Below are 8,768 nucleotides of genomic sequence, written 5' to 3'. Positions count from 1 at the left end.
TTGTTGTCAATGGTGGAGTGAAAATCTCCTTGTAGTAACTTGGCTGGGGAAGTAACTGTATACTGTTTCCCCAGCCCTTTTTTTATTAACACCTGTTTTTATTTGGTTGAACCATAGAATGCAACGGATGCCCCAATGTTATTCTATAGCTGATCCCAAAATAATTTCTAAAAAACCTGCAAAAAATTTGTTCAGATGCAAACGAAGGTTCATATCTGAACAACGACCTTCAATCTGCATTTTCCAAACCCTTGTCCTGCCTGTGTTTCAGGAAACCTTAATTCCTGTTATTTGCCGCTTTTTCCCTTATTGCAGTTCAAAAGTAATCCTTCCTTCACTTGTGAACGCTAGAATAGAATAACATACAAATTGCAAGTCGTTTGGCGATAATGAAAAAAGCGGTAGCGTATTACCGGGTATCAACGGAAGACCAGGGAGAAAGCGGGCTGGGGCTGGAAGCGCAGCGTTATGCTGTCCTGTTATTTCTGGAACATAACAATTATGAACTGGTCGGGGAATTTGTCGACATCATGTCGGGCAAGATCGCGCGTCGTCCCAGTCTGTTGCAGGCGATTAAACTGTGCAAGGCGCATAAAGCCACCTTGCTAATCGCCCGGCAAAACCGGCTGGCAAGGAATGCGGCGTTTATTTGTGACCTCTGCGATGATAAACAGATTGAGTTTATTTCTGTCGATGCACCGGACGCGGATGAATTCGTTATCAAGATCAAAGCCGTTTGCGACGAGCAGGAACGGCGCAATATCAGCATTCAAACGAAGGCAGCCTTGCAGGTGGCTAAAACAAATGGTGTGATATTGGGCATCTATGGCCGGGAAGTGCTATCGAAGAAGAACAAGGAAAATGCCGATGCGTTCGCCCGAAATTGTTACCCGCTTATCCGGCAATTATTGGACAAGGGGCTGACCATCCGCAAAATCGTTAGTGAACTCAATCGCCGCCGTGTTGTGTCCACTTATCGCCGGACAAATACCGGCGGCAAGCGCATTAAATGGCATCTGGCAACAGTGCATGGCGTTATCAAGCGGGCCAGAAGGATAGAGAATAAGACAGACGGCGTTGAGCATACATTATAAATCAGGAAAAACGCTGGCTTACCTGCGAGCTTAGTGTTTTCCGTCTTGCACTGGCTTTTCAAAGTTGGTGTTGCAAAGGGTTAGGTACATGGGTCATAGCATGTATCCCCCTTTCTTTAAATAACAGAAGAGGTGTTCGAGATAAAAACTTGAGCCGAATGCCTCTCCGGTGCTGGCCTTCTCAACCAGTGCCAATCAGGGGCAAGTGGGTACACGAACTTACAAACGGGGATGTATCCACCCCCTTTTATAAAAAACACCTGCCATGAGTGAACCAAACATTTTGCGGACGTTGCGCATGTCCCCCCATAACAAAACTGTCAAGGAAGTTGCCAAAGCGATTGCGCTAATGGAATTTGAATACATCGAAATCGAGGAAGGCAAACGCGCGGTAAGCGATGACCAATGCGATATCGGATCAAGTTGAAAACTTGGGGGATGGTGTAAAAAGTGATTGTTTTGCAGTCCTAAAAAAATAAGAGATTGGATCAGGGTTATCGTCAGTTGATGAGTTTAATGTTGCCAGCGGGAGTAACGGAGTATTTTGAATTAATGAATGTAGAAAAGACGGAGGAAGGCCTCATTAAAATCTACCTGGAAGAGAAAAATATAGCCCCTTATGAATACCGCTCTGAGAAACTCCATTCCAAAGGTTTTATGCCTGAAGTAGCTGTTCAGGACTTCCCCATCCGCAACCAGAAAGTTTTGCTATGTATAACCCGGCGTCGTTGGGAAGTAGTAAAAACCGGCGAAATCATCACCCGTAACTGGACCGCGATCCGGGAAAGAGCACGAATGACCTCAGAGTTCGGGCTTTTTTTAAAAGAAGTGTTTGGATAATTATCCTATTAGCCCTGTTCAATTAGGTAATTTCTTCCATGTAGATGGCAAACAACTCCAGCAACAATATAAGCATCACTTAAGCGACTTCACGAGTTGGTCTCAGAAAGAGCATGCAGCTGAATGGATGCTCTTTGAGCAAAACATGGGCGCTTATCTAAGCATAGATGAAACTGCTTTCAGTAACGGAGAACTATATACTATCGTTACGAACAAAGAAGCGAAAGGTCGCCAGGGATCGCTGGTAGCAATGATTAAAGGGACGCAGGCAGACAACCTGATAGAGATACTGAAGCGTCTTCCTGAATACCTGCGTAAACGTGTAAAAGAAGTGACTGTAGACATGGCACCCAGCCTGAACCTTGCTATCAGGCGCTGCTTCCCCCATGCACAATGCGTGGTAGACCGCTTCCATGTACAACAACTGGCTTTTGATGCGGTGCAGGAGACACGAATTAAATATCGTTGGGAAGCCCTGGAAGAGGAGAATAAAGCCATAGAGGCTGCCCGCAAGCAACGCACAGTATATGTGCCTCAATTACTGCCCAATGGTGACTCATTAAAACAACTACTGGCTCGTAGCCGGTACCTGCTGTTTAAGCATCCGAGGCTTTGGAGCAGGGAGCAGCGTCAACGTGCAGAACTGCTTTTTAGTCTTTATCCGGAGATACACAAAGCGTATCAACTCTCCCTAAGGCTGGGAGAAGTGTTCCGTAACTGTACCAGCAAGGAACAAGCTTTTAAGCGGTTGGCACTATGGTACAATGACGTTGAAGAGGCAGGTATGGCTACTTTTAGAACACTTGCCAAAACCATACAAACACATTACCTGGGCATCTTGAACTTCTTCAATAACAGAGCTACCAATGCTGCGGCGGAATCCTTCAATGCTAAAATCAAAGCTTTTAGAAATGCTTTACGGGGGGTAAGAGATGTGGAGTTCTTCCTCTTTAGAATATCCAAACTTTATGCGTAAAAGTCACCATCCCCCAAGTTTTCAACTTGATCCGAACTTTATAATAGAAAAACAAAGGTCCTCCATTTGTTGTACCCAAAGAAAAAGAGGCTATGAATTTTACTTCATAACCTCTTGATCCTGATAGTGGTGTGAGCCGGGATCGAACCGGCGACACAAGGATTTTCAGTCCTTTGCTCTACCGACTGAGCTACCGCACCATCCTTTCCGCTCTTGCGGGTTGCAAATATAGCATTAATTATTGAATACCAAAATCTAACCAGCTTTATTTTTTTCCAACTCACTCAAAACCGTATCCCATAACAACTTCCGGAACGCAAGCGCCTTAAGCGAAGCATCCGCAGCCTCCTGCCATTTCTTAGCATCATCCCCGCATAACTCACTCACCATCTCCATCGCCAGGTGACTATGATGATCACCATCTACCTCGATATGACGCTCCAGGTAATAACGAAAAATACTGATGCCAGGATATTGCTCCGACAACTCCTTTACCATCCCGATAAACATACCCGGAATAAGATCTTCACGCCCAAAGGTGAAAACGGCCGCCTGCACATGAACAGGCCGACGGGTTATTACCTCGAAAGTATGATTTACAAAATCCTGGACACCAGGCAGCACCTTCTGCTGCGCCAGCGCCTCATCTACCGGTACACCCGCCTTTATAGCGCTCAAAAAGCCAGTTACAGCAGCCGTATCGGCGCCCATCTGCTCCATGGCAGACAAATACAACTCAAAATGACTCATCCTGACGCCCGACTCGTCAATATCAGTTTCCTCCCCAAGCACTATTTCGTTGATCAGGTAACGTGTATTGGCATTGCCCGTAGGTACCCACGGCACATTAACACAGGTAAGATGCCCCTGTAACGATTTAAGCAGCGACATAAAATCCCATACAGCATAAACATGCTGCGCAGTGAATACGCGGATGTCATCTACAGTTTTAAGCCGCGCATAAAGCGGATGGTTGATCAGTTGTTCACGAATGCCGGCCAGCGGCTCCTGAATCTGCTGCAAAAAGTCCGGATAAGTTTTAGATACGGAAGTCATAGTTTTCAGAAATATTTTAAAAAAAGGCTGCACCGCAAACCGGTACAGCCCCTGTGGAATATAATTGGCCAATGGCGCTAAAACTCACAGTTCTTAGGCGTACGCGCAAAAGGTATAACGTCTCTGATATTGGTCATACCGGTTACAAAAAGAACAATACGCTCAAATCCAAGCCCGAAGCCGGCATGCGGCACCGTACCAAAGCGGCGGGTGTCAAGATACCAGCTCATTTCTTCAGCAGGAATATGCATTTGCTCCATACGCTCCTCCAGCTTGTCCAGGCGCTCCTCCCTTTGAGAACCACCTACGATCTCACCAATGCCGGGAGCCAGGATGTCCATCGCCGCAACCGTTTGGCCATCGTCGTTCAAACGCATGTAAAACGACTTGATATCCTTAGGATAGTTCGTAACGATCACAGGCTTCTTGAAATGCTTCTCTACAAGATAACGCTCATGCTCACTTTGCATATCTACACCCCATTTCACCTCGTACTGGAACTTCTTCTTCTTATAAGCCGGGCTCGCCAGCAGAATATCTATCGCCTCGGTATACGTAATACGCTCAAAGTCGTTATTCAGTACAAATTCAAGCTTCTGCAATAAACCCATTTCACTGCGCTTGTCCTGGGGCAGTTGCTTTTCTTCCTCGGCAAGACGGCGGTCAAGGAACTCAAGATCATCATAGTTATGTTCTACCACGTATTTGATGATATGCCTGATAAAGCTTTCAGCCAGGTTCATATTGTCTTCCAGGTCATAAAAAGCCATTTCAGGCTCTATCATCCAGAATTCTGCAAGGTGACGCGTAGTATTCGAATTCTCCGCACGGAAAGTAGGACCAAAAGTATAGATCTCACTAAACGCCATCGCACCAAGTTCACCCTCGAGCTGGCCGCTAACGGTTAAGTTGGTGCTCTTACCAAAGAAATCCTCTTTGTAATTGATGCTGCCATCTTCATTACGCGGCGGATTATCGGTAGGCAGCGTGGTCACCCGGAACATCTCTCCGGCGCCTTCTGCGTCGCTGGCGGTAATGATAGGCGTATGCAGGTAAATAAATCCTTTCTCATTGAAGAACTGGTGAATAGCAAACGCCAGGGAATGACGTATGCGGAAAACAGCGCCAAAAGTATTGGTGCGGAAACGCAGATGCGCTATTTCACGAAGAAACTCAAGGCTGTGCTTTTTAGGCTGAAGCGGGTATTTCTCAGCATCGCTGTCTCCCAGTATCTCCACAGATGAAGCTTTCACTTCTACTTTTTGCCCTTTACCCAGGCTGGGTACCACCGCACCTTTTACACGCATCGAAGCGCCGGTAGTAATACGTTTGCGGGTGGCATCGTCAAGCAGGTCAAGCGCTACCACCACCTGGATATTCTGATTGGTACTGCCATCATTAAGGTCTATAAACTGGTTATTGCGGAAGTTGCGAACCCAACCCATTACAATTACTTCGGAACCGGTTAATGCGTCGCCGGTTAACAGCGTTTTGATTTTTACTCTGTTGTTAAACATGCCAGGATGCTTTGTATTACTATTTTAAAAAGGCCCTTATAAGCCACGAAAGAAGGGCAAAGATATAACTATCACAGGCAGGAAATAACAGGCTTTTGCTCCGCCTAAGCTAAAATATTGGCAAAGCAACACCCACCATAGCACCCACAGGGAACCGGCAAAGGGAACAATTTATAAGGAAAAGGGAACATTTGAAACAGGAAAACGACCGGAATCTTCGAACAATAAACGCAGGAAAACTGCGGAAACCTTTAAAGATCGATCGTTCTGGCAGAATCATTGCTAGAATATAAACAGGAGTAAAGGAATGCTGAGACCTTCCAGGCAAAAGCCGGGAAAACCGGTGTCAAACCGCTGAATGCTATATCTTAAAAAAAACAAAACACCCAATATTTTTTTGTTTGGTTTAAACAAATTACAGTAACATTGCAATGGAAACAAGCTGATTTGTTCACTATCACCTCTCAGCACGCCTGTTTTCCCATAATCAATCAATTTTTATTTTTCTTCAATCTTTAAGTTAATCACTTGAACGGGTTTAAAGATTAAAACTCACATCCCTATTATCGATTTTATGTATGACATTTTGCAATTGAACGACATGCTGGTCCCAGAGTTGCTGGATATTGCAGAGCAACTAAAGGTGACAAATGCCAAAAAACTAGACAAACAGGAGCTGATTTACAAGATATTAGATAAACAAGCTGTTATGGCAAGCGAGAAAAAAGAAGATGTTACCCCGGAAAAAGGAAAGCGCAAGAGAATAGTGAAAGCTAACACTACCAATACCACCGAAGAAGCAGAAGTAATGACAGAAGCCCCGGTAGCAGAAAAAGAAAAAGCACCATCCGACCAGGCTAAAAAACGTACACGTAAATCTACAAAAATAGCAGAACCGGTAGCAGCAGAGCATCCCGAAGAAGCAGCCGACGAAGAAGAGGTGAAAGACGTAAAAGAGGCAAAAGCACCTATTACAGTCCACAAAACAAAACCCTCTCCCGAAGCACTGGCTAAGCTCCACGAAGAAATGACCGAAGATGAAACAGCAAGTATGCTCGCTTTGGCCGAAATGATCGCTCCGCAACAACTCGTCGATAACCCCAGCCCCCGCGCTGCGCAGTATCCTTCAAAGAAAGAAGCCGGCTTTAACATAGAATTCGACGGTATTATTCAGGCAGAAGGCGTATTGGAAATGATGCCCGACGGCTATGGCTTCCTCCGCTCTTCAGATTATAACTACCTCTCTTCTCCCGACGACGTTTATGTTTCTCCTTCACAGATAAAACTGTTTGGCCTCAAAACCGGCGACACCGTTTGCGGCTCCGTTCGCCCGCCAAAAGAAGGTGAAAAATATTTCGCACTGCTGAAAGTAGAAACCATCAATGGTAAAGGACCCGATGAAGTCCGCGATCGCGTTCCATTCGATTACCTGACGCCATTATTCCCCTACGAAAAACTGAACTTATTCACTACCCCTTCCAACTATAGCACACGCATCATCGACCTGTTCGCTCCTATCGGTAAAGGACAGCGTGGCCTGATCGTGGCTCAACCTAAAGTTGGTAAAACAGTATTACTGAAAGAAGTGGCAAACGCTATCGCAGCCAACCACCCCGAAGTATACCTCATGGTAGTGCTTATCGATGAACGCCCCGAAGAGGTGACCGATATGGAACGCAGCGTAAGAGCAGAAGTAATCGCCTCTACCTTCGACGAACCGGCAGAAAAACACGTTAAGGTCTCTACCATCGCCTTACAAAAGGCAAAACGCCTCGTAGAATGCGGCCACGACGTAGTTATCCTGCTCGATTCTATCACCCGTCTGGCCAGGGCCCACAACACTGTTGCCCCTGCCTCCGGTAAAGTATTATCAGGCGGGGTCGAAGCTAACGCAATGCAGAAACCAAAACAATTCTTCGGCGCTGCACGTAAAATTGAACACGGTGGATCCTTAACCATCCTCGCAACAGCACTTATCGAAACAGGCTCTAAAATGGATGAGGTCATCTTTGAAGAATTCAAAGGTACCGGTAACATGGAATTACAACTCGACCGCCGCCTCGCTAACAGACGTATCTTCCCCGCTATCGACCTCGTATCTTCTTCTACTCGCCGCGATGACCTGCTGCTCGAAAAAGACGTTCTGCAACGCATGAACCTTTTAAGATTATTCTTAAACGATATGAATACCGAAGAAGCAATGAACGAATTGCTGAAACGTATGCGCGGCACAAAAAGCAACGAAGAGTTCCTCGCAAGCATGAACAGGTAATAAACAATACTTACTTACCATTGTCCTATATACGACAAGAGGCTGTATCTGAAAAGACACAGCCTCTTTCTATTTTACAGCATTCCCTCAAATGCCTACTGCCACTTGTACTTCCTGAAAAAATGCTCTTTCACATCTATTAGCCAGAGTAAGGTATCAGGCCTGCCGGTACGACTTGTATCCTGCAACGCCAGCATCGCAACCTGCGATGAATCGGCCCACGAAGCATTCAACACCTGCAGCGAAGAAGGCCCCCCAAAAAGTATCCTGGCCTTCTTATGCTCTTTCGGATAAATAATAGAAACTTCTGAATCAGGCTCGCCCGCTTCCACCACATCTTTCCCCGTACGATCCTTTACAACAACAGCGCCATACGATCCAATATCAAGAATATAACTGCTGTCCGGCGACCATTTTAATACACTCGCAAACCTGTTATAAAAATCACGCGGCAACGCTGCATCCGCTTTCTGCATGCTGTCTTCCGCCCAAAACGATATAAGCTTAAAACGATCCCAGTTAACAGCAGGCTGCTTCAAACTTTGCCCCAGCCACTGCCGGGTGGCATCATCAAAAACCGTAGCGCTGTCCTCCGCAATAATATTCAACGCTGTTTGCGCCGAATCCAGCACAACAGCTTCCTCCTCTTTAACCGCTTCATTATTGCTATTACACTTGCAGGCGCTGATGGTACATATTACTGCTAACAGGAACGGAAGTTTTCGCATCGTCATAGTGTATCGTTTTTTAACAGGCATACACAAGTTACAACAGTGCGTCTATTTTCCGGGCCAGTTCACGGTCTTTTTCCGTGATAACATCACCGGCATCATGCGTGTTTAACTTTATATCAACAGTATGATAACTATTACTCCAGTTGGGATGATGATCCATCTTTTCCGCAGCCAGCGCTACCCTGGTCATAAACGCAAACGCCTCGGAAAAATCCTTGAACCGGAAGGTCCGGCATAATTGATTATTGTTTTCGGTCCACATATGCTTTTATAATACTG

The 8,768-nt window shown here is 45.8% G+C and carries 9 protein-coding genes and 1 tRNA gene; 5 read left to right on the top strand and 5 right to left on the bottom strand.

Annotation, left to right across the window (positions count from 1 at the left end; translation table 11 throughout):
* The first annotated feature begins 389 nt into the window (after positions 1-389).
* From ESB13_RS17835 to ESB13_RS17825, 4 genes are all read left to right on the top strand, one after another.
* The gene (locus ESB13_RS17835; protein ID WP_129004977.1) at positions 390-1,094 is read left to right on the top strand and encodes a recombinase family protein; all 705 of its coding nucleotides are present in this window, start codon (positions 390-392) and stop codon (positions 1,092-1,094) included.
* Positions 1,095-1,359: 265 nt separating this feature from the next.
* Positions 1,360-1,521 (top strand): hypothetical protein, encoded by a 162-nt coding sequence (locus ESB13_RS23830; protein WP_164974262.1) that lies wholly within the window; start codon positions 1,360-1,362, stop codon positions 1,519-1,521.
* A gap of 56 nt (positions 1,522-1,577) precedes the next feature.
* Complete coding sequence (locus ESB13_RS17830; protein ID WP_246022601.1) at positions 1,578-1,934, top strand: ISAon1 family transposase N-terminal region protein; 357 nt, start codon at positions 1,578-1,580, stop codon at positions 1,932-1,934.
* Positions 1,927-2,910 carry an ISAon1 family transposase gene (locus tag ESB13_RS17825; protein WP_129004976.1) on the top strand — a complete coding sequence of 328 codons (984 nt, stop codon included), beginning with the start codon at positions 1,927-1,929 and terminating at the stop codon, positions 2,908-2,910. The genes ESB13_RS17830 and ESB13_RS17825 overlap by 8 nt, the downstream gene beginning before the upstream one ends.
* Positions 2,911-3,037: 127 nt before the next feature.
* On the opposite strand, the gene ESB13_RS17820 is transcribed toward ESB13_RS17825, so the two are convergent.
* The 3 genes from ESB13_RS17820 to asnS form a co-directional block, all read right to left on the bottom strand.
* A tRNA-Phe gene (locus ESB13_RS17820) sits at positions 3,038-3,110 on the bottom strand.
* 55 nt (positions 3,111-3,165) lie between these two features.
* Positions 3,166-3,966 carry a DUF3050 domain-containing protein gene (locus ESB13_RS17815; protein WP_129004975.1) on the bottom strand — a complete coding sequence of 267 codons (801 nt, stop codon included), beginning with the start codon at positions 3,964-3,966 and terminating at the stop codon, positions 3,166-3,168.
* A 77-nt stretch (positions 3,967-4,043) separates the two neighbouring features.
* The gene (gene asnS, locus ESB13_RS17810) at positions 4,044-5,483 is read right to left on the bottom strand and encodes an asparagine--tRNA ligase (RefSeq protein WP_129004974.1); all 1,440 of its coding nucleotides are present in this window, start codon (positions 5,481-5,483) and stop codon (positions 4,044-4,046) included.
* Between the two features lie 574 nt (positions 5,484-6,057).
* On the opposite strand from asnS, the gene rho reads away from it, so the two are divergent.
* Complete coding sequence (gene rho, locus ESB13_RS17805; protein ID WP_129004973.1) at positions 6,058-7,755, top strand: transcription termination factor Rho; 1,698 nt, start codon at positions 6,058-6,060, stop codon at positions 7,753-7,755.
* 95 nt (positions 7,756-7,850) lie between these two features.
* Here rho and ESB13_RS17800 read toward each other — a convergent pair whose 3' ends face one another.
* On the bottom strand, positions 7,851-8,489 hold the full coding sequence (locus tag ESB13_RS17800; protein WP_129004972.1) for a hypothetical protein: 639 nt from the start codon (positions 8,487-8,489) through the stop codon (positions 7,851-7,853).
* A gap of 31 nt (positions 8,490-8,520) precedes the next feature.
* Positions 8,521-8,751: a 4a-hydroxytetrahydrobiopterin dehydratase gene (locus tag ESB13_RS17795; RefSeq protein WP_129004971.1), complete on the bottom strand. Its 231-nt coding sequence runs from the start codon at positions 8,749-8,751 to the stop codon at positions 8,521-8,523.
* Positions 8,752-8,768 lie beyond the last annotated feature (17 nt).

The sequence above is a fragment of the Filimonas effusa genome (assembly GCF_004118675.1).
In the GTDB taxonomy this organism is placed as follows: domain Bacteria; phylum Bacteroidota; class Bacteroidia; order Chitinophagales; family Chitinophagaceae; genus Filimonas; species Filimonas effusa.
This window is presented reverse-complemented; position numbering and strand designations above follow the sequence as displayed.

What these genes read in the sequence shown, in the direction of transcription:
- ESB13_RS17795 (WP_129004971.1), bottom strand. Translation starts at nt 8,751, where the DNA reads ATGTGGACCGAAAACAATAATCAATTATGCCGGACCTTCCGGTTCAAG.
- asnS (WP_129004974.1), bottom strand. Translation starts at nt 5,483, where the DNA reads ATGTTTAACAACAGAGTAAAAATCAAAACGCTGTTAACCGGCGACGCA.
- rho (WP_129004973.1), top strand. Translation starts at nt 6,058, where the DNA reads ATGTATGACATTTTGCAATTGAACGACATGCTGGTCCCAGAGTTGCTG.
- ESB13_RS17800 (WP_129004972.1), bottom strand. Translation starts at nt 8,489, where the DNA reads ATGACGATGCGAAAACTTCCGTTCCTGTTAGCAGTAATATGTACCATC.
- ESB13_RS17815 (WP_129004975.1), bottom strand. Translation starts at nt 3,966, where the DNA reads ATGACTTCCGTATCTAAAACTTATCCGGACTTTTTGCAGCAGATTCAG.
- ESB13_RS23830 (WP_164974262.1), top strand. Translation starts at nt 1,360, where the DNA reads ATGAGTGAACCAAACATTTTGCGGACGTTGCGCATGTCCCCCCATAAC.
- ESB13_RS17835 (WP_129004977.1), top strand. Translation starts at nt 390, where the DNA reads ATGAAAAAAGCGGTAGCGTATTACCGGGTATCAACGGAAGACCAGGGA.